17 protein-coding genes and 1 tRNA gene are annotated in these 18728 nt (G+C 38.0%); 13 read left to right on the top strand and 5 right to left on the bottom strand.

What is annotated here, in order from left to right; all coding sequences use genetic code 11:
- Positions 1-11: 11 nt before the first annotated feature.
- Positions 12-944, top strand: coding sequence for an RsmB/NOP family class I SAM-dependent RNA methyltransferase (locus EPR_RS03365; RefSeq protein ID WP_234697170.1), 933 nt, complete (start codon positions 12-14; stop codon positions 942-944).
- Here the strand turns inward: EPR_RS03365 and EPR_RS03370 are convergent.
- Complete coding sequence (locus EPR_RS03370) at positions 937-1638, bottom strand: hypothetical protein (RefSeq protein ID WP_200763869.1); 702 nt, start codon at positions 1636-1638, stop codon at positions 937-939. The two genes, EPR_RS03365 and EPR_RS03370, sit on opposite strands and share 8 nt — an antisense overlap.
- 94 nt (positions 1639-1732) lie before the next feature.
- The gene (locus EPR_RS03375) at positions 1733-2248 is read right to left on the bottom strand and encodes a shikimate kinase (protein WP_200763870.1); all 516 of its coding nucleotides are present in this window, start codon (positions 2246-2248) and stop codon (positions 1733-1735) included.
- Positions 2249-2399: 151 nt separating this feature from the next.
- Between EPR_RS03375 and dnaE the strand changes: the two genes are divergently transcribed.
- The gene (dnaE, locus tag EPR_RS03380; RefSeq protein ID WP_200763871.1) at positions 2400-5915 is read left to right on the top strand and encodes a DNA polymerase III subunit alpha; all 3516 of its coding nucleotides are present in this window, start codon (positions 2400-2402) and stop codon (positions 5913-5915) included.
- A 5-nt stretch (positions 5916-5920) separates the two neighbouring features.
- Here the strand turns inward: dnaE and EPR_RS03385 are convergent, their stop codons facing one another.
- Positions 5921-6691 carry a DUF234 domain-containing protein gene (locus EPR_RS03385; protein WP_200763872.1) on the bottom strand — a complete coding sequence of 257 codons (771 nt, stop codon included), beginning with the start codon at positions 6689-6691 and terminating at the stop codon, positions 5921-5923.
- A gap of 293 nt (positions 6692-6984) precedes the next feature.
- Here EPR_RS03385 and EPR_RS03390 point away from each other — a divergent pair, with 293 nt between their 5' ends.
- Together EPR_RS03390 and EPR_RS03395 are read left to right on the top strand one after the other, a co-directional pair.
- The gene (locus EPR_RS03390; protein ID WP_200763873.1) at positions 6985-7656 is read left to right on the top strand and encodes a lipid-binding SYLF domain-containing protein; all 672 of its coding nucleotides are present in this window, start codon (positions 6985-6987) and stop codon (positions 7654-7656) included.
- 8 nt (positions 7657-7664) lie between these two features.
- A complete protein-coding gene (locus EPR_RS03395) occupies positions 7665-7901 on the top strand; it encodes a hypothetical protein (protein WP_200763874.1) in 237 nt (78 codons plus the stop codon).
- A gap of 357 nt (positions 7902-8258) precedes the next feature.
- On the opposite strand, the gene EPR_RS03400 is transcribed toward EPR_RS03395, so the two are convergent.
- Positions 8259-8335 (bottom strand) — tRNA-Ile (locus EPR_RS03400).
- Between the two features lie 10 nt (positions 8336-8345).
- Positions 8346-9452 (bottom strand): FtsW/RodA/SpoVE family cell cycle protein, encoded by a 1107-nt coding sequence (locus EPR_RS03405; RefSeq protein WP_200763875.1) that lies wholly within the window; start codon positions 9450-9452, stop codon positions 8346-8348.
- A gap of 50 nt (positions 9453-9502) precedes the next feature.
- Between EPR_RS03405 and EPR_RS03410 the strand changes: the two genes are divergently transcribed.
- From EPR_RS03410 to EPR_RS03450, 9 genes are all read left to right on the top strand, one after another.
- Positions 9503-10471: an RluA family pseudouridine synthase gene (locus EPR_RS03410; protein ID WP_200763876.1), complete on the top strand. Its 969-nt coding sequence runs from the start codon at positions 9503-9505 to the stop codon at positions 10469-10471.
- The gene (locus tag EPR_RS03415; protein ID WP_200763877.1) at positions 10419-11666 is read left to right on the top strand and encodes a fibronectin type III domain-containing protein; all 1248 of its coding nucleotides are present in this window, start codon (positions 10419-10421) and stop codon (positions 11664-11666) included. The genes EPR_RS03410 and EPR_RS03415 overlap by 53 nt, the downstream gene beginning before the upstream one ends.
- 15 nt (positions 11667-11681) lie before the next feature.
- Entirely contained in the window at positions 11682-12884 is a 1203-nt protein-coding gene (gene trmB / locus EPR_RS03420) for a tRNA (guanosine(46)-N7)-methyltransferase TrmB (RefSeq protein ID WP_200763878.1), read from the top strand.
- Positions 12850-13524: a cell division ATP-binding protein FtsE gene (locus tag EPR_RS03425; protein ID WP_200763879.1), complete on the top strand. Its 675-nt coding sequence runs from the start codon at positions 12850-12852 to the stop codon at positions 13522-13524. Before trmB ends, EPR_RS03425 begins: the two co-directional genes overlap by 35 nt.
- Entirely contained in the window at positions 13511-14320 is an 810-nt protein-coding gene (locus EPR_RS03430; protein WP_200763880.1) for a cell division FtsX domain-containing protein, read from the top strand. The genes EPR_RS03425 and EPR_RS03430 overlap by 14 nt, the downstream gene beginning before the upstream one ends.
- Positions 14317-15522: a murein hydrolase activator EnvC family protein gene (locus EPR_RS03435; protein WP_200763881.1), complete on the top strand. Its 1206-nt coding sequence runs from the start codon at positions 14317-14319 to the stop codon at positions 15520-15522. Before EPR_RS03430 ends, EPR_RS03435 begins: the two co-directional genes overlap by 4 nt.
- Positions 15523-15603: 81 nt before the next feature.
- Positions 15604-16323, top strand: coding sequence for a UMP kinase (gene pyrH / locus EPR_RS03440; protein WP_200763882.1), 720 nt, complete (start codon positions 15604-15606; stop codon positions 16321-16323).
- A gap of 16 nt (positions 16324-16339) precedes the next feature.
- The gene (locus EPR_RS03445) at positions 16340-16549 is read left to right on the top strand and encodes a DNA-directed RNA polymerase subunit omega (RefSeq protein ID WP_200763883.1); all 210 of its coding nucleotides are present in this window, start codon (positions 16340-16342) and stop codon (positions 16547-16549) included.
- An 18-nt stretch (positions 16550-16567) separates the two neighbouring features.
- A complete protein-coding gene (locus EPR_RS03450; protein WP_200763884.1) occupies positions 16568-18712 on the top strand; it encodes a RelA/SpoT family protein in 2145 nt (714 codons plus the stop codon).
- Positions 18713-18728: the final 16 nt, after the last annotated feature.

An 18728-nucleotide genomic window follows, 5' to 3' on the forward strand; every position in this document is an offset into this window, starting at 1 on the left:
AAAGGTTAGGATTGAAGAGACAGAATAACGAAAAAATATTTTTCGAAAGACTTGAAAAGATAGACCCAGCTATAATTTCGGCTCTAAAACTTCCAAAAAAGAGGTTTAGCTTTCGTATCAACAGGCTTAAAACTACAAATGATGAAGTTCTTGATAAGCTTGAAAAAGTCTCTATTGTTCCCAAAAGGGTAGAGTGGTTTGAGGATGCTTACGTATTGCCTTTGGAAGAGCGGCAGAATCTTATAAAAACCGATCTATATACAGATGGCAAAATCTATATACAAAATCTCTCCTCAATGGTTGCTGCTCTTGAGCTGTCTCTCAAAGAAGATGAATGGCTTTTGGATCTGGCGTCCGCTCCCGGAGGCAAAGCGCTTCTTTGGAGCTCTTTACTTGAAAATAGAGGAAAGATATCTGCTGTGGAGCCTGATAGAAACAGATTTTTTATGCTGAAAAGAAATTTTAAAATAAGCGGTGCGAAAAATATCAGAGCATATCAAAAAGATGGCAGAACTATAGGCAAAAGATGTCCAGAATATTTTGACAAAGTACTTTTAGATGCACCGTGTTCTAGCGAGTCTAAATTCGATCTCTCAATAGAAAATCCCGTAAAATACTGGAGTATCAGGCGTGTTTACAGAAACAGCAGGCTTCAAAAAGAACTTATACTCTCCGCGTGGGAGAGTCTGAAACCGGGAGGAGTACTTGTTTATGCAACATGTACTTTTTCGCCTGAAGAGAATGAAGAGGTGGTGAATTTTCTTCTTGAAAAAAGAGCGGATGCTTTTTTAACTGAACCCGACATCATTCTGGAAAATTTCAAAAGCGGCCTGACTTTCTGGGAGGGCAGGGCGTTTGACGAGTCACTTAAAAAGGCTGTTAGAATAGTTCCTGATGGCCTTTTTGACGGATTTTTTTTAGCAAAAATTAAAAAAGTCAGATAGATTCGTATCTATGAGTAGATACTTTTTTCATTCTGACAAATTTTGTATCTATAAGTTTCATTGTGGCAGTGTTTACGCTGCCGGCATATTTTATCTCGGTATGCGGCATCAAAACACCGCTCTCTTTTGAGAAATCTTTGTAAATAGTCAGAAACTCCATTTTTCCAGGTCCCATCTTCAGTTTTCCTACTGTCTTCTCTATGTGGTAGTTTTGTGGATTTACATAATAGTCGCATTCCACACCGTTTCTTGAAAGTGTCAGGATATAGTATTTGTCGTCGGATCTTATTTTCAAAACATCAGCGAATTTTTTCAATACAAGAGGATTGTAAAGCCTCATGAGCTGCACTTTCATAGCATCGAGCATAGGGCCGCGTGCCTGTTTTTTTACTCTTTTGTTGAAAACTTTTATTCCGATTGTTCCTTCGAGTATCCTTGTTTCGCTTTTGTCCGGATAGGTTATATCTATGTAGAGTCTCTTTGGCAAGGTAACTCTTCTTGTGTCAGCGCCTATAGTTTTGTCGCTCGCTCTTGTCACTTTCCAGTGCTGAATGTAACTTACTGCATTTTGCAGGGCTTGCTTGCCTCCATACTCTTTTATCATATTTTCAAGAAGTTTCTCTTTATCTAAGTTCTGGGCAAAAAGAGAAAGGGAAAAGAGAACCGGTATAAGCAATATAGAGAATTTTTTCATAGCTGTTCCTTTGCGGTCGTGTGACAAAATTATAACAGCAAAGGACTGTCGATAGGCAGAGAACTGCACATTTGTTAAAAAAAATAAAAGATGTTTAAGAAATATTCGTTTTTTCTATAATCTCATTTAAAATGTCATCCAGATCTCTGTTTTGAACATTTACGGTGATGTCCGCTACTTCTTCATATGCCTGTGAGCGTTCGTTATAGAGAGTTTTTGCATCTTTGTATGATTTGAAAAGGGGTCGTTTTTTTATTTTGCTTTTTGCATTCGGGCTTTTTGTAATGCGCTCATATATCCAGTCAAAATCGGCTTTGAGATATATAACTGTGCCGATTTTTTTAAGATTTTTTACTTTATAGAAACCACCTCCCGTGGAGACGATGGTATCTTTTACGCAGCACTCAAGCCAATTGGCCGTACGCTGTTCAAGCTGCCTGAAATACTCTTCACCCTTTTTTTTAAAAATCTTTTTTATTTTTTTGTTTGTAAGGCTTTCTATAAGATCATCAGTATCTACTGCATATCTGCCTGTTTTGCCGCTAAGCGCTCTTGCAACGGTTCCTTTTCCAACGCCCATAAAACCTACAAGAATTATATTGTTTGACATAAAAGCTCCGTTTTTTTGTGAAATTATACTATTTTTTATCGATTGTCAAAAGTTGTTTTTTTCTGATATGAGCGGAATAAATCTGCTCTTTATCATTTATACAACGATTTTTGAATATAATTTTGCCAGATTACGAACATAAAGGTAAAAGATGAAGCCGAAGTTCACTCATCTGCATCTGCACACGGAGTATTCTCTTCTTGACGGGGCAAACAAAATCAAAAAACTTGCAAAAAGATGCAAAGAGCTCGGAATGGAGTCGGTTGCCATAACCGATCACGGAAATATGTTCGGAGCTATAGATTTTTATAAAACGATGAAGGCTGAAGGTATAAAACCTATCATCGGAATAGAAGCGTATCTGCACAACCAGGATGACTTAAGTGACAAGTCTACAAAGCAGCGTTTTCATCTTTGCCTTTTTGCCAAAAATGAAATCGGATATAAAAACCTTATGTATCTTAGTTCCAAAAGCTATATAGATGGCTTCTACTACTATCCCAGAATCAATAAAAAATTGCTCAAAGAGCACAGCGAAGGTTTGATATGCACAAGTGCCTGTCTGCAGGGAGAGGTAAACTGGCATCTGAACCTGAACAGCGAAAGAAACAGGAAATTTGGCGCGAAAGGTTATGAGAGGGCCAAAAAAATAGCTCTTGAGTACCGTGAGATTTTTGGAGAGGATTTTTATCTGGAACTCATGCGCCACGGCATACATGACCAACAGTATATCGACGAAGCGGTGATACAGCTCTCTTTGGAGACCGGTATAAAGATAGTTGCAACAAACGACACCCACTATCTCTATCCCGATGACGCGGAGCCTCATGAAGCGTTTATGTGTATAGCAATGAACAAACTCTATGATGATCCGAACCGCCTCAGACACTCTGTTCATGAGTTTTATCTCAAATCTCCCGAAGAGATGGCGGCTCTTTATGCGGATATTCCGGAAGCTTTGGAAAATACTCAGGAGATTGTGGAAAAATGCAATCTTGAACTTGATCTGGGAAATCCTACACCTCCAAATTTCAAATTTACAAAAGAGTATGCGCAAAAAGCAGGGGTACCGCTTCCGGAAGAGAGCCTTTACAGTCTTGAAAATGACAAAGTTTTATTTGAACACTACTGTAAAGAGGGGCTTAAAAAGAGGCTTTTGCATGTCCCGGAGGATCTGCATGAAAAATATTGGGATAGACTGAGAACAGAGATAGAGATAATAAACAATATGAAATTTCCGGGATATATGCTAATAGTCTGGGATTTCGTAAGGGAAGCCAAAGAGAGAGGAATTCCGGTGGGACCCGGAAGGGGTTCCGCGGCAGGAAGTCTTGTAGCATATGCTTTGGAGATAACGGATATCGATCCGCTGAAATACAATCTGCTATTTGAGAGGTTTTTGAATCCCGAGCGTATAAGCATGCCCGATATCGATATGGATTTCTGTCAGTACAGAAGAGGGGAGATCATTGACTATGTGGTTGAAAAGTACGGCAGATACAATGTGGCGCAAGTCATAACCTTTGGTTCTTTGCTGGCAAAAGGTGTTATCAGAGATGTTGCAAGAGTTTTGGGAGTCAGCTACGCCGATGCAGATAAAATGGCAAAGCTCATCCCCGACCAGCTAGGAATTACGCTTGAGGAGGCATACAAAAAAGAGCCTAAAATCAAAGAGCTTATCGAAAGCGATCCGATGGCTGCAAGAGTTTGGAAATTTGCCCTGGCTCTGGAGGGACTCAAAAGAAATGCCGGTATGCATGCGGCCGGGGTTGTTATAAGCAATGATGAACTCTGGAACAAAACGCCTCTTTACAAACCTTCGGGCGAAGATACGATAGTTACGCAGTACTCACTTAAATATCTCGAAGATGTTGATCTTATAAAATTTGACTTTCTTGGCCTTAAAACCCTTACTGTTATAGATAATGCCCTAAAACTCATAGAAAAAAGATATGGTAAAAAGATAGAGTGGCAGGAGATAGACGTAAACGACAAAGAGGTTTACGACCTCATTCAAAGCGGTCACACAATCGGGCTGTTTCAGATAGAGTCGCAAGGTATGCAGCGTCTTAATGCGAAACTCAAACCCACCACTTTCGAAGATATCATAGCGGTCTTGGCTCTTTATCGTCCGGGACCTATGGAATCGGGGATGCTTGATGATTTTATAGAAAGAAAGCACGGACGCGCAGAGATAACATATATGTTTCCAGAACTTGAACCCATACTAAAACCTACATACGGTGTTATAGTCTACCAGGAACAGGTAATGCAGATAGTTCAGACTATAGGCGGTTTTAGTCTGGGCGGAGCCGACCTTGTAAGGCGTGCCATGGGTAAAAAGATACCCGAAGAGATGCAGCGTCTAAAAACCCAGTTTGCCGACGGAGCGCAGAAGAAAGGTTTTGACAGGGCAAAAGCAGAGGAGCTTTTCGACCTGATCGTAAAATTTGCCGGATACGGCTTTAATAAGTCACACTCAGCCGCTTATGCTATGGTCACTTTCCAGACGGCATATCTGAAGACCTACTATCCGCAGGAGTTTATGGCTGCATTACTCACAAGCGAGCAGGATAATACCGATAAGATAGTCAAGTATGTGGATGAGGTAAAGAGACTCGGCATTAAACTTTTGCCGCCCGATGTGAAAAAGTCGGCGCTGGAGTTTAGTGCAACCAAAATAGACGGCGAAGATGTGATACTTTTCGGTCTTGGAGCCATAAAAGGAGTAGGAGAAAGCGCGGTAGTCTCCATACTCGAGGCAAGGAAAAACGGCGGATTTGAGAGTCTTGACGATTTTTTAAATAAAATCGATCCTTCCAAAGTGAATAAAAAAGTTTTGGAATCTCTCATAAAATCGGGAGCGATGGATGGTTTTGGATATACCAGAAGGGCGCTTTTGCAAAATATCGAAAAGATTGTAGAGACGACCCACGAGATAGCAAGGGCCAAAAAGATGGCCGAAAATTCTCTTTTCGGCGACAGCGAAGAGATGACATCCATAAAGCTGAAAATCGACAATTTCGATGAGTTTGATATGAAGACGATTCTAGAACTTGAAAAAGAGACTCTGGGATTTTACGTCTCCGGCCATCCGCTTGAGGGTTATAGAAAAGAGCTTTCCGATATCAGTTATACGCTCTCAAGTGACCTTGACAATATTGCAGACGGAAGCGACGCTCTTTTTATAGGCGTAGTGGAAGAGATAAAGACAAAAATCAGTAAAAAAGGCAACAAGTTCGGTATCATAAATATTATGGACCTTCACGGAAATATAGAAATTATGCTTTTTTCCGACAAACTTGAAGAGCTTGAGCAGATGGACCTTGAAAAACCGATAGCATTTAAAGCGCATATCACAAAAGACGGTGACTTTACCCGTATCAGATGCGACAAGATAATGAGGCTTGAAGATGCAAAAGGTGAGAAGGTCGATACGAAAATAGAAGAGAAGTATGAAGAGCCTCTTGTTATAAAACTGGATCTTTCCCATGAACTGCACATACTTGAAGAGCTTTACCGTATAGCAAAAAGCCATCCTGGACGAAGGCCTCTGAAGCTTCTTATAAGGTCAAAACTGCAGGAAGTGGAAATCGAAGCAAACGTGTATGTAAACAATGAGATGGTAGAAGAAGTTTCAAAGTTTGAAGGAGTCGAGGTAGCCTGAGCCAGTTAAAACTCAAAACTGTACGGTACTTTCTCTCTTTTCCTATATGCCGGTTTCGCTCCAGCCCACTCTTTGAGATCGTCCAGGTCGAAAAGGAGGATATTGTTGTCCCTGTTTTTTAGAAGCTCATTGCTGAAGCCGCTTTTTGAAAAAAGAGCGTAGTAGTTCGCTTCTATTCCTGCAACTGCACACTTTTTCTGCAAAGAGGTGAGTGTTTTTTTGCAGATTTTACTGTTTTTCCATTTGCATTCGCCCACTATTACTCTGCCGTCTTTCAGAGTCGTGAGAATATCTAGTTCGATATTTTTGTCCCAGTAGCTGCCGGTCTCTTCGTAATCTTTGAATTTATGTTTTATCAGTTCATTTGAGAGTTCTTCGTATGTAAAGCTGACATAGTTTTCAAAATCGTTTTCTATAAGTTTCAATATCTTTGAAAACTCTTTTTTTTCAAGAAGATCGATATTCGGTTCGCAGTACCTGAACCAGAATCTGAAAAAGGGCTTTGCAAATTTTATCTTGTGCTGGATACGGTAACGTCTGAGATTTTTCTTGAGTTTCTGTTTCGGATGCTTTTTTTCTATAGGTTTTTCTCTTGAATACTCTTTTATAAGAATATTGTTTTCTATCAATTTTTCAAGATGGATTTTCCCAAGATGTTCCGGGATATCGGCTTTTTTAAATGCTGTAAATATCTTTCTGTCGCCGATTGCAAAAATCTGTAGCAGATTTTTACTAAAAGTTTTGTATTGAGGGCTGATATTGAAATATGCATTCAAAAATGTATGGTTTTTTAGGATTTTTTCTTCTATTTCATGTAGAATCGGTCTGGAAATATCAGCAGAGACAATATTTTCGGCTCCTCCGAAAACGGAATAAAACTCTATAATGTTTTCTATATCCGCCGACTGGCAGTTTCTGTGAAAAGTTTTAAAGTGTTTGCTTTGCGTAGTCGCTCCTCATATAAGCTTTTTTTAAATAATATTAAAGCTGTAGTTAAATAAATATTAAAAAACCAAGTTAATTTAATCAGGTTTTTGATACAATTAAAAATAATGCGAAAGGAAGGATGATGAAAAAAATCGTACTGATTGTTTTGAGTCTGTTTGTTGCCGTTTCCGCTTTTGCAGAAAATGAAGGAACCAAAAAGATAAGGGATTGTATCAATGTTTTTGATAGATTTATGGCAATACCGGAAGAGAGCATCCCTGAGACTCTTTTAAGAGACGCAAAAGCCATAGCCATCATACCAAACCTTATAAAAGTGGGATTTATCATAGGTGGCAGACACGGCAGTGGTGTTTTGGCCGTAAGAAGAAAGGACGGTTCATGGAGCAATCCCCTTTTTATAACCCTTACAGGAGGAAGCCTAGGCTGGCAGATAGGAGCACAATCGGTAGATATTATCCTTGTTTTCAAAACAAACAGAAGCGTAGAGGATATACTAGAAGGTAAAGTTACACTCGGAGCGGATGCTTCAGTAGCAGCCGGGCCTGTAGGCAGAAGTGCCGAAGCGGCAACAGATATAAAACTCAAATCGGAAATATACGCATATTCCAGAAGCAGAGGAGCTTTTATCGGGGTTTCCCTTGAAGGTGCAGTCTTGAAGGTTGATATTGATGCCAATACCCAATTTTATAAAAAGCCCGGTATAAGACCAAGAGATATTCTATACGCAAATATCAAAGTTCCAGATCCTATAGTAAATCATTTCAAACGCAAACTTTCCGAATATACAAAATAGGAGAAATCTTGTCGTATCCGTGGGAGATGCCGTCAATCAGAAACAAAAGGAAAAAGCCTTTTAGACCAAGATGCCGATTTTGTCGCAAAAACGATGAAGTGATACCTGTTGTTTACGGTTTTGAAATAACAGAAGAACTTTTGGAAAAAGAGCAAAAAGGCGAAATAAAAATAGGAGCCGCCGCCATAGGTGCAGATCGTCACAACTGGTTTTGCAAAAGATGTGAAAGCGGATTTTTGAGATAAAACTGTTTGGCTCGCATAACAAAGCCTTTATTATGGATTGTTATGCGGAGCCAAAATTGAAGCTAGTAGGACTGAGTATTTAGACCGCTTGAAAATGACGATGATTTCATAAAAAACAGTGTCAGCTACAAGCGGAGTGCAATTGTATAATCGACTCTCTTAAACTCTTATCAATTATTCGATATATATATTTATCTGCTTGTTCGTATAAAGTTTCATAAAATATATCAAAAATTTTAGCAATATGGCATAGGATCAAGAGAAAATGCTTAATTAAATCTAAAAATTGGATCAATACTGAAACATGGAAGTATAAATCGATATTTTTTGGTTTTAGTTTGAGCGGTATCTTTGAAGTGGTGGGCTCGGCAGGACTCGAACCTGCGACCAACCGGTTATGAGCCGGTTGCTCTAACCAACTGAGCTACGAGCCCGTAGCAGTTGTTAAGTACGGGTGGAATTATACAAAAAATTAAAACGAAATGCAAGTAGATGTTCCAAAATTCCAAAAAGTATCATAAAGTTTACAAAACTGCTCCCGCCGTAGCTGAAAAGTGGTAGCGGAACTCCCACGACAGGGGCGAAACCTATAGTCATCGCTATATTTACGCTCATATATACAAACAGAAGAAAGGCAATGCTAGTTGTGACCACCTGAGTGAAATAGTCTCCTGATAGTTTGTAGTTTAGGCTTAGCAGATGCAAAATAAGCATCGCATACAGAGATATAAGGAAAAAGGCACCGAAAAAGCCGAATCTCTCCATAAAATAGGCAAAGATAAAGTCACTCGAAGCGATTGGAAGGAATTTGAGCTGAGTCTGGGTTGCCTCGTCTTTTTCTTTACCTGTGAGCCCTCCGGAACCTATCGCAATGATAGACTGCTGAACGTGATAACTCGGTTTTTCGCTTAAAAAATCGTGAATTCTTTTTTTCTGATAATCATGCAGAAGATATTTATAAGAAAGTGGCAAAAACAGTGCCATAATGATGGCAATGCCTGCCCATATTTTCCAGTTTACTCCTACAAAAAACAGGATTCCGTAGCCGATTATGAGCAGTATCAGTGCGGTTCCCAGATCCGGTTCTTTTGCAATGAGAACAAAGGGCAAAATAATATAAAAAGAGATTTTCAAAAACTCTTTCAGGCTATAACCGTTTTTAGGCGGCGGGTTTTCATGTATGAGATACGCAAGCATCAGAATAAAAGCAGGTTTGAATATCTCGGAAGGCTGTAGGGTAAAGTGTATGAAAGGGATTTCAAGCCATCTTTGCGCTCCGAGTCTGCTGACGCCGAAAAAGTCGACGCTAATCAAAAGTCCTATGTTTATCCAGTAAATTGTAGGAATCAACCATTTGAATTCTCTAAGGGGCATAAGAAAAAAAACTATGAAAGCAGCGATACCAACGCCGATATATATGAGCTGTTTTTGCGACAAAACAGGGTCTATCTCCGAAATTAGGTAAAATGACAAAGTAATTATAGGTATCAGAAGCGCAATCAGAATAAAATCGAAATGTGTAATAATACGTCTGTCTATCATAAAGCGCATAAAATTGATCCTTGTTGGATTAGTCTGCAAATTATACCAAAGGAAAAAGTTTGGGCAAAACTGAAAAATTGACAGTACGAAAACAGGAGAGACTTGACAAGTATCTATCTGCCGAACTGAAGACTACCAGAAACCAGATAGAGGCACTGATAAAATCGGGATATGTAAAAGTTAATGGAAAAACCGTAAAAAAAGGCGGAATCAAACTGAAAGTCGGCGAAACGATTGAGATAGAGTATCCTGAAGTTAGAAAAAGCGAAGCAAAAGAGCCCGGTTTTGATGTAGAGATAATATATGAAGATGAAGATATTCTTGTTTTGAACAAACCGAGCGGTGTTACCGTCCATCCTGCTCCGAGCGTAAAAGAGCCGACTCTTGTGGACTGGCTGAAAAAGAGAGGGGTCTCTCTTTCGACAATTTCAGGTGAAGAGAGGCATGGTATAGTTCACAGAATAGACAAAGAGACCAGCGGAGTACTTGTCATAGCAAAAAATGATTCGGCGCATCTGAGCCTCTCTAAGCAGCTACAGGACAAAAGCATGGGAAGATACTATCTTGCCATTATAGAGCCTCCTTTGAAAGAGGATACTGTTGTGGAAAAACCTATAGGAAGAAATCCCAAAAACAGAATAAAAATGGCAGTGGTTCCAAATGGCAGAGAAGCAAAAACGGCTTTTGCAAAAATTGCGCTCAGTAAAGATCAAAAAACAGAACTCATAGGTGCGAAGCTTTTTACAGGAAGAACCCACCAGATAAGAGTTCATCTGAATGCTATAGGAAGGCATATTTTGGGGGATTGTTTATATGGTTTTAAGAGCCGTAGTGATAAAATTAAAAGAGTTTTTTTACATGCTTATATTTTATACCTGAGACACCCAAAAACAGGGACAAAGATGAGATTTGTCGCTCCTTTGCCTGATGATATGCGGGAGTTTCTAAAAAAAAGATTTGACTGGGAGAGTATAAATGAGAAAATTGTTCCTGAGCAGTTTGACACTATTTTTGATTCTGTTTCTTAACGGATGTGCAAAACAGCCTCTGCTTGAAAGCAAACCGCAGATAGATCCGACGCTACCGAAAGTTGAAAATATCAAAACAATTGCCGATATCAATCAGGTTGCATTTGAATGGCAGCCTTTGTATGATCCACGAATTGAAGGGTACTATCTTTACAGAAGTACCGGAGCAGCCAGTAAGCTTACAAGAGTGGCTGTAATAGAAGACAGATATAGTTCGCACTATGTGGACAAGGGTCTCAAACCGAATACTCTCTATTATTACAGAATGTCTGCATACGACAAAGCCGGAAAGGAGTCCGCTCCGAGTGAGACTGTAAAAGTGAAGACGCTTCCGCGACTGGAGTCTGTAAGTTTTATCCAGGCTATAGGCCATCTTCCCAAACGTGTAAAGATTATCTGGCGTCCCCATCCAGATCCCAGAGTGGCGGAATATATCATCGAACGAAGCGAGCCGGACAAGCCCGAATGGAAAGTGGTGGCCGTCATAAAAGACAGGCTGCAGGCAGAATATATAGACAAAGGGCTTAAAGACAACAAAGTCTACTATTACAGGATAAAAGTCAAAACATATAGCGGTGTTATATCAAGACCCAGTAAAGTTGTAAAAGCTTCGACAAAACCTCTTCCTGGAATGGTTCAGGGTCTTAATGCTACGACAAATCTGCCCAAAAAAATAGAAGTTACCTGGCAACCAAATGCAGAACCCGACATCGATCACTACAATATCTACAGAAGTCCATTTTCCAAAGGTTTTTTTTTGCTCCATGCAAAAGTAAGAGGCAGCAAATATGTTGATCTGATCGGTGAAGACGGTGTTGTAAAGTTTTATAAAGTGACAGCAGTAGATAAGGATGGGCTAGAGAGTCACAAACAGGACACACCTGTAATGGGTTCCACACTGTCAAAACCACTGCCTCCTATAATTATTTCTGCGACTATCCAGGATTCAAAAGCGATTATAAAATGGAGACCGGCCGATAACAGGGCTGTAAGTTTCATCATTATCAAGAAAGAGAAAAAAGGTTGGCTGGATTCCAAAGAGTATAAATACACCAATATTACTTCTACAACATTTATAGACAAAAGTATAATTCCCAACGTAAAATATGAATACAGCATAATAGCAGTCGACAGGTACGGAATAGAGTCAAAGCCTACCGAAGATATAGAGCTTTTTTTGCCCGTTAAAAACTGATAATCAAGTATAAAAATGCCTCATATAATAGCAAGAGAGTATAAAAAGATAAAAACCCCCGCACAGAGGGATGGAATTGAGTTTTTATGGTTTGCCGAGCCGTTGGCAAACGCATCGGAAACTCTTGTATGTGCAAAGCATGAAAATATATATTTTTTGCTTACAATAAAGAGAAAAAACGGTAATTTTATAATAAAGAGCGACAAAACCACAAGGCCTACACCCTCCACTATCGTAAAAAAAGCTCTGAAATCTTTTTGCTCCCTGGCTGAATGTGATGTTATATATTCGAATATCGCAAATATAAAAGACCGCCATCTGGAAGAGGGAAGCAGGTTTTTAAAAGATATATGGTTTTTTGCACAGAATTTTCCCAAAGACAAAGAGGTGTGGATAGAGATAGGCTTTGGCAGTGGCAGACATCTTCTTCATCAGGCCAGACAAAATCCTGATATCCTTTTTATAGGGCTTGAGATTCACAAGCCATCTATCGAACAGGTTTTAAAGCAGATAAAGATACAAAAGCTCGATAACCTTTATGTGATAGATTATGATGCGAGACTGTTTTTAGAGTTTGTTCCGTCGAATCTGGTAGGAAAAATTTTTGTACATTTTCCGGTTCCGTGGGATAAAAAACCTCACAGAAGAGTCTTTTCAAAAAGGTTTATCAAAGAGGCGAAAAGAGTTTTGAAAAAAAATGGTATTCTAGAGCTTAGGACTGATAGCAGAAACTATTTTGATTATGCGATGGAACTTTTTATGGATGAGCCAAGAATCCATCTGGAAGTTCTTAAAAACATCGAAACAGTTGTCAGGAGCAAGTACGAAGATAGATGGCGAAGGATGGAGAAAGATATATATGAGATAAGAATGATTAATGACGAGGTTTCAGAATCTTTGATATTAAAGGGGAGTTTTGATTTTGAAGGGGGTCTGAATGTACGCAACATTATAAAAAATTTTTCAAACAGACCGATAAAATATGATGAGTATTTCATACATTTTGAGAAACTTTACAAAATATCCGAAGATTCAATATTGATAAAGCTTTCATTCGGAGCTTTTGACAGACCTGAACATCTGTATATTATAATAGACGCAAAAGGTGCAAAATATTTTCCCAGGAATCCTGTATTATCCCGGTTGAATCTCAAAGCACACAATAAAATAAAAGAGATGCTGTATGGCAAACAAAGTAATAGTAGCACAAGATCTTAAACTGGCCTATAACGAAAACGAGCCTGTTATAACCGAAAGCTCTTTTGAGATAGAGAGCGGAAGTTTTGTATTTATTACAGGCCCCAGCGGAAGTGGAAAATCTACACTTATCAGATCATTCTACGGAGCACTCAAGCCATCCGGCGGGATATTGGAAGTTGGCGGAGTAAAACTTAACAAAATAAGCAGTTCAAAACTGAGCTTTTTGAGAAAATATTTGGGAATCATATTTCAAGACTACAAACTTATAAAAGAGTGGAATGTTAAGAAAAATGTAATGCTTCCTCTTATAATAGCTGGTTATTCAAAAGATGTTTGCGAACTTCAGACACAGAAACTTTTAAAACATGTGAAGCTTTCACACAAGGCAGAGAGATATCCCTATGAACTGAGCGGTGGTGAACAGCAAAGAGTTGCAATGGCCAGGGCGTTGGCACACAATCCGGTAATTATCCTTGCGGACGAGCCTACCGGAAACTTGGATGAATATTCCAGTGAAGTTATCTGGAATCTTCTTGAGGGAGCAAATGAACAGTTAGGTACTACAGTAGTAGTTGTTACACACCATATACCGGTACATCTGAGTGTAAATTTCAAGCATTTTCATATAGAGGATGGAACAATTTATGAAATTTCTTAAAAGCCATTTATCACTTATTCTTCCTCTTTTCGCAATTCTCTTTTCAATACAGTTTTATATTATGGTTGAAAAAGCTATAGAAGATTATGAAAAAAATCTTGTAAAAGACTATGCAATAATTCTGGTATCAAAAAAAGAGTTTTCATTTAATGATATAAAGGATATTTTGCCAAATGCGGCAGATTTGGAAGAGATAAATCCTCAAGATATAATACAGAGACTTAAAAAGGGTGCTTCTCAAATCGATTTTGAGTCTCTAAAAAATTTTCTACCGAAGTTTTATAATCTTCACCTGAGTCGATATCCGAGTGCGAAAGAGCTTGAAGATATCAAAAAGAAGCTATTGAGCCTTCCTCATGTCGAAAGAGTTGAGACTTTTGCAAAAACACATTCCAAAACCTATACCCTTCTTGTGCTTTTAAAACAGATCTCAAAAATATTTTTAGCCCTTATTGCGGCTATAAGTTTTTTGCTAATAATAAAACAGATGCAGGTATGGCACTATGAGCATAGTGAAAGAATGTATATTATGGCACTTTTTGGTGCTCCTCTGTGGATGAGAAGCGGTGTGCTGATAAGATTGGCGATTGTGGATGCTCTGTTAAGTACGGCGATGGTTTCGGCATTTTTTTATTATATTACCAATACAGATATTTTACGGCAGTTTACGGAAAAGACCGGTGTTGCTATAGCAAAATTTAACTTTGCAAATGATGCTGCTTTGCTTGCTCTTATTGGGCTTGCAACGGCTCTTTTTTCGGTGATAATCGTCTCAACAAGGCAAATAAAGGAATGAAGAGAGTTTTAATTTTTATTTTTACGATTTTGCTCAGTACAAATATTTGGGCAAAAAGCAGTATAGAATTCAAAATCGAGAATTCAAAAAAAGAGTTGACCAAAAAATCAAAAAGAATAACAGGGTTAAATACTGCTCTTGAAAAAATCGCAAAAGAGATAGAAAAGCAAAAAAAAGAGCTCGAAAAGCTTGATTTGAAAATCGCAGAACTAGAAAATATCCTCTCGCAAAAAGAGCAAACATACAATAAAAATAAAGAGTTGCTTAAAAATCTGCAAAGTACACAAAAAGAGCTTTACGAGAAGAGAAATATCCTTCAGCAGGAACTTACACTGCTTATTGCAAAAGAGTTTTCAAAATCTATAGTTTTAAACAGTGCCCAAAGCGGTTCTGCGGAAGATATCATAAATGAAGAGATATTAATGGCGTTGCAAAAAAGCGAAGATGAAAAGATAAAGAAACTATCTCTTTCGTTTAAAAATACAAATCAAAAAATAGATGAATACCATAAAAAGACAGAAATGTTAAAAAAAGAGATAGAGGAGCTGGATAAAAAGAAAAGGGAGCTTTTATCTGCAAAAAAAAAGAAAAAGAGAGTACTTTCGCAACTTGATAGAAAAAGAAAGAAATATAAAAAAGCGATAAACAGGCTGATAAAGGAGCAAAATTCTTTAAGGGCAACGCTGGAGAAATATAAAATCCTGAAAAAAAGAAAAAAAACTGTATCTAAAAAAAGTAAAGAGACCAATATCAATGTAAAAAAGATAGGTTCTTCATATCTTCGTGCAAAAACTATAAGATATCGAGGGCCCAAAACCATTCCTCCTCTTGACAGCTTCAGGATAACAAAATATTACGGTCCCTATGTGGATCCGATTTATAAAATAAAGATATTCAACGAATCAGTGGAACTCAAGCCCCTTAAAAGAAATGCTAAAGTAAAAAATGTTCTGAACGGAAAAGTTGTACTTGCAAAAGATACGCCGCATCTGGATAAAGTGGTTATTATAAAGCACAGAAACGGTCTTTATACAATATATGCACATCTAGATAAGATAGCGCCTACTATAAGGCAGGGAAGAAAAATAAAAAAAGGTTACGTTATAGGACGTGTTAGCAAAAGACTGACATTTGAAGTTACAAAAAAGAGTTATCATATCAATCCGCTCGATCTTATAAAGGTTCCAAGAAAGAGACGATAAGTCTTCTAATATCCCAAATTTATCAATTGCTAAAGAGTTTTTTAGTAGAATAATTAACTTAACATAAAGAAGGTGAGGTTGATGGCAAAAAGAGTACTGGTTAAATTTTCGGGTGAGGCACTGGCATCAAAAGAGGGTTTCGGTATAGATACCGCCATACTCAAATATATAGCTTCAGAGATCAAATCTCTTGTTGAGAACGGTATAGAAGTAGGTCTTGTTGTTGGCGGAGGAAATATCATCAGGGGTGTAAGTGCTGCCAAAGAAGGCATTATCAGACGGTCAGCAGGAGACTATATGGGTATGCTGGCAACAGTTATAAATGCTGTTGCTCTTCAGGAAGCTTTGGAATATTGGGGGCTTAAAGTGAGAGTCCAGAGTGCTATCAAAATGGAAGAAATTTGCGAGCCTTTTATTGTAAGGCGTGCTATAAGGCATCTGGAGAAAGGAAGAGTTGTAATATTTGCTGCCGGTACGGGAAATCCTTTTTTCACAACAGATACCGCAGCTACGCTCAGAGCCATAGAGATAGGTGCAGAGATGATAATAAAAGCTACGAAAGTCAACGGAGTCTATGATAAAGACCCAAATAGGTTTCCCGATGCAAAAAAACTCGATACTCTTACATATGACGAAGCATTGAGTGATAATATAAAGGTGATGGACGATACAGCCATAGCACTTGCAAAAGACAACAGACTGCCTATTGTTGTATGCAATATGTTCGAAAGCGGGAATCTTCTGGAGATTATCAAGGGCGACTACACAAAATGTTCTATTGTTTCAAATAATATAAAATAATATATAAGGAGTGGATGTGAGACTGGAAAAAATTGCTGCAAAAGCATTGGAAAGGGCAAATTTTGACAGATATATGCTTTCTGTAGCGGTTGCGAAAAGAGCAAATGAGCTTGCGGCCGGAGAAAAGCCTGTTATAGATGTGGATATTAAAAAGTATAAATATACCGATATCGCTTTAATGGAAATTGCCGAAGGCGTTGTAAAGATAGAGATTGAGAGGATATAGGTAGGCTCAGGAAAGGCAGTGAAAGAACTAGTAGAACGGATAAAAAAGTGCAAGAATATTACAGATGCTAAAAAACTTCTTTTTGAAGTAACTGAAAAAAATCCCAAAATAGAATATGCACTTAATTTCTGTATCAAGGCACATGAGAATCAGTTTAGAAAAAGCGGTGAACCCTATGCGGTTCATCCTATACTTGTAGCTTCCATAGTAGCTTTTCTGAGTCGCGATGAAACTATGATAATTTCCGCACTTTTGCATGATGTGGTGGAGGATACTGAAAAGAGTATAGAGGATATCAGAAGAGATTTCGGTTCAGATGTGGCCCAGATGGTGGAAGGGCTTACAAAAATAGTCGAAATCAGAGACACTAAGCTTATACCTTCTACTTCAAACGAAAAACTTATAACCTCAGCGTTGTCTTTTAGAAAGATGCTTTTGGCATCTATTGAGGATGTGAGAGTTCTTGTTATAAAACTGTGTGACAGACTTCACAATATGCTGACTCTTGATGCACTTCCGCCTAACAAACAAAAACGGATAGCCGAAGAGACACTCGTAGTTTATGCTCCAATTGCTCATAGGTTGGGAATCGCTTCACTCAAAAACATACTTGAAGATACGAGTTTTTACTATATTTTTCCTGAAGAGTATAAAAAGATAGATGATTATATGCAGTCACACAAACTTGAACTGCAGCTAAAAATAAACTCTTTTATAGATAAAGTTAAAAAACTGATGGTCAAAAACGGTTTCAGGGAGAAAGATTTTGAGATAATCGGAAGAATAAAGCACTACTACTCCATACATTTAAAACTACAGAGAAAAGGTATATCTATTGAAGAGATTTTAGACCTGCTTGCAATCAGGATTTTAACAAACAAAGAGCTTGATTGCTATAAAGTGCTGGGTATTATACATCTAAATTTCAATCCTCTTATAATGAGATTTAAGGACTATATAGCGATACCTAAAGAGAACGGATATCAGACAATACATACGACAATTTTTGACAATATTTCCATTTTCGAAGTGCAGATAAGAACCTATGAGATGCATAAAACTGCAGAGTTCGGCGTTGCCGCACACTGGAAATATAAAATAGGCAGTAACAATATAAATCTGGCATGGTTACAAAATCTAAAATATCAAAATGACAATATAGAAGAGTTTTATGAGCTTGTAAAAAATGATCTATACAGTGAAGACATATCTGTTTTTTCTCCAAGAGGAGACCTTTTTACGCTTCCACGAGGAGCAGTAGCGCTTGATTTTGCATATGCGGTACATACGGATATAGGTAGCAGGGCAAAAGAGGTTTATATAAATAAGCAGAAGAGTACGCTTCTGACTGAGCTTAAAAATGGTGATATTGTTCGCATAGTTACAAGCGATAAGCCGATACTCAGATGCAGTTGGATAGATGCGGTAAAGACATCGAAAGCAAAAAATCATATGAGACAGGTTTGCAAACAGAAAATCAAAGAGATAGACTCAAATATTGCTCTTAATATCCTCTCCTCAGAACTTAGAGTAGAAAGAGATTACATAGAGTCATGGATAGATAAAAATCAGCTTCAAAACGTTATCTATAAACTTCCCAAAGATGCAAATTTTTTTAAAGAGATAAAAAACAGATATCTTAGCGAACTTAGACGTACAAAAAAAATACTGCCGTTCATTGGAGGCAAAAATATAAAACTTAAAAGGATTGAGAAAGAGAATTTTGTTATATATACCAGTTTCTCAATTAATCAGATAGAGTTTGACTACTGCTGTAATCCAAAACGAGGGGATGAAATAGTCTCTATTAAAAAGGGGAACAAAGCAATAATTCATCATAAATTGTGTGAAAGAGCTCAGGATATGATAAGAAGCGGGGAACCTATGCTCTATGTGAAGTGGTCTAAACAAAATCCCAATAGATTTAGACTTATAGTCTCCCTCGCAAACAAAAAAGGTGCACTTGCAAATTTCTTGCATTATTTGGCAAAACTTGATATAAATGTGGTTTCCATTGAACTGGGACGTAAACTTGAATCAAGCAACTTCTGTGAGCTTGAGTTTGAGAGTAGGATAGACGACATCGAAACGCTTAGAAAGAAAATTGAATCGAAAAACAAAATTATTGAGTTTATCAGCTGTAACGATGCATATAAAAGGTAACAATCGAAAGGGTGTT

This window comes from Nitrosophilus alvini (assembly GCF_015100395.1).
In the GTDB taxonomy this organism is placed as follows: domain Bacteria; phylum Campylobacterota; class Campylobacteria; order Campylobacterales; family Nitratiruptoraceae; genus Nitrosophilus; species Nitrosophilus alvini.